This is a genomic window from Dietzia sp. B19 (genome assembly GCF_014145155.1).
Taxonomy (GTDB): domain Bacteria; phylum Actinomycetota; class Actinomycetes; order Mycobacteriales; family Mycobacteriaceae; genus Dietzia; species Dietzia natronolimnaea.
In genome coordinates, this window is the sequence record NZ_JAALED010000164.1 from 1 (window position 1) to 2,388 (window position 2,388).

Here is a 2,388-nt window from a genome sequence, read left to right on the forward strand (position 1 = left end):
CACCCCGTCGACACCGAGCGCCGCGCAGTTGCGGAAGATCGCCCCGAGGTTCTCGGGGTCGTTGACGCCCTCGAGCACCACGAGGGTCCGGGCACCGCCCACGACGGCGTCGACCTCGAGCGGTGTCGGCCGGTCGGCGGCGGCGAGGATGTCGCGACTGGACCGGAACCCGATCACCTCGCTGAGCACGTCCTTGGTGGTGCGCAGGTACACGGCACCCCCGGCGCGCTCGTCGGCGTCCCAGCCCTCGGCGGCCGCCTCACGCCGCAGTTGCCGCAGGCGCGCGTCGGTCCCCAGCAGGACGTGCGGGCGGAACCGGGACAGCAGCATCCGACCCACCACGTAGGTACCCTCCGCGATCACCAGGCCCCTGCCGCCCGGCAGGTCGGGGCGACGGTCGGAGTGGTTGAGGTCGCGCAGATCGTCCAACCTGGGATCGGCGGGATCGGAGACGTCGACGACGAGCACTGCCCGCGCCGCTCAGGCCAGCAGGTCGGTGATGGGCCCGATCGCGAAGAACACGAGGAACGCCGCCGCGACCACCCACAGCAGCGGGTGCACGGACCGGGCCTTGCCGGTGGCGGTGGCCATCACGACCCAGGCCACGAACCCGATGCCGATGCCGTTGGCGATCGAGTAGGTGAACGGCATGGTGACGATCGTGAGGAAGGCCGGCAGCGCGATCGCGAAGCGCGTGAAGTCGATGTTGACGATCTGCGACATCATGAGCGCGCCGACCACCACGAGTGCGGGAGCCGCCGCCTCCACGGGGACGACCTCGTACAGCGGGGTGAAGAACATCGCGACGAGGAAGAGGGCACCGGTGACGATGTTCGCCAGGCCGGTGCGGGCGCCCTCGGCGATGCCGGTGGCCGACTCGAGGAAGACCGTGTTGGACGACGACGAGGTGAAGCCACCCGCCACGGCACCGACGCCCTCGACCACGAGCGCGGTCTTCATGTTGGGCAGATTGCCCTTCTCGTCCATGAGCCCGGCCTCCTTGCCCAGCCCCGTGAAGGTGCCCATGGCGTCGAAGAAGTTGGCGAGCAGCAGGGTGAAGACGAACAGGCTGGCCGCCAGCGGACCGATCCGGACGAACGCGCCGAAGAGATCCACCTGCCCGATGAGGGACAGGTTGGGCAGCCCACCCAGGGTCTCGGGGATCCCCGGGACCGCGAGGTTCCACCCGGTGGGCGAGGGCTCACCGTCGACGAAGGACGGTCCGGCGTTCGCGATGGCCTCGACGATGACGGCCACGACGGTGGTGACCACGATGCCGACGAAGATGCCGCCGCGCACCTGCCGGGCCACGAGCACCCCACACAGCAGGAGCCCGAAGGCGAACACGGCGGTGGGCCACGAGGCGATCGACCCCTCGATCCCCAGTCCCACCGGGACCGTGGTGCCCGCGGCGTCGGGGAGTCGACGCACGAAACCGGAGTCGACGAAGCCGACCATGGCGATGAACAACCCGATGCCCACGGCGATCGCGGCCTTGAGGTCCGAGGGGATGGCGTCGAAGACGGCCTTGCGGAACCCGCTCACCGCCAGGATGACGATGATGATGCCCTCGATGACGATCAGCCCCATGGCCTCGGCCCACGTGACCTGCCTGGCGATGGTGACCGCGACGAGGGAGTTGATCCCCAGGCCGGTCGCGAAGGCGAACGGGTAGCGGGCGATCGCGCCGAACGCCACCGTCATCACCCCCGCGGTGAAGGCGGTGACGGCGGCGATCTCGATGATCGACAGCTGGTTGCCCTCGACGTCGACACCCGAACCGAGGATCAGTGGGTTGAGCACGATGATGTAGGCCATCGCGAAGAAGCTGACCAACCCGCCGCGCACCTCGCGGGCCACCGTCGAACCGCGCTCACTGATCTTGAAGTACCGGTCGACGGCCCCGATCCGTACGGGGGACCGCGACGGGGCCCCGGCGCTCTGCGACATCTGGAGACCTTCCTGGCGGTGGGTGAGGAACCGTCATAGAGTAACCGGCCCCCCGCCTGCGGTAGCGTCGCGGTCATGACGGACAGCCCGGCAGAGCCGCAGGTGCCCCGGATCCCGGCCTACCTGCTGGATCCGCGGCCCGTCGTCCTCATCGGAACCCTCGCGTGGACGATCGCCCTCCTGGCCGTGATGCTCATGGACGAGGTCGACATGCGCGCGGTCATCCTCTGCGCCGTGGGCGTGGGCGTGGGTGCGATCGGCACACTCGTCTACGCGCTTCAGCGGCGTGCCGTCCTGCGCGGCAGTGCGGGCGCGCAGGGCGGTCTCGACTTCGACCGCATCTGAGCGGTCGGCCGCGTCGGGGAGGTCGGCGGGGTCAGTCCTGCTCGGGACCGCTGGCCGGCCCGGTCTGCCCCACCTCGTCGTCCTGCTCGGCCG

2 protein-coding genes and 1 pseudogene are annotated in these 2,388 nt (G+C 70.1%); 1 reads left to right on the top strand and 2 read right to left on the bottom strand.

Features of this window, described 5'->3' with window-relative positions; translation table 11 throughout:
• Positions 1–468 (bottom strand): annotated as a pseudogene (locus tag G6020_RS05780) (RNA methyltransferase); the annotation flags it as partial.
• A gap of 12 nt (positions 469–480) precedes the next feature.
• The gene (locus tag G6020_RS05785) at positions 481–1,950 is read right to left on the bottom strand and encodes an NCS2 family permease (protein WP_182609961.1); all 1,470 of its coding nucleotides are present in this window, start codon (positions 1,948–1,950) and stop codon (positions 481–483) included.
• 75 nt (positions 1,951–2,025) lie between these two features.
• Here G6020_RS05785 and G6020_RS05790 point away from each other — a divergent pair, with 75 nt between their 5' ends.
• Positions 2,026–2,295 (top strand): DUF2530 domain-containing protein, encoded by a 270-nt coding sequence (locus G6020_RS05790; protein ID WP_182609962.1) that lies wholly within the window; start codon positions 2,026–2,028, stop codon positions 2,293–2,295.
• The last annotated feature ends 93 nt before the right edge of the window (positions 2,296–2,388 follow it).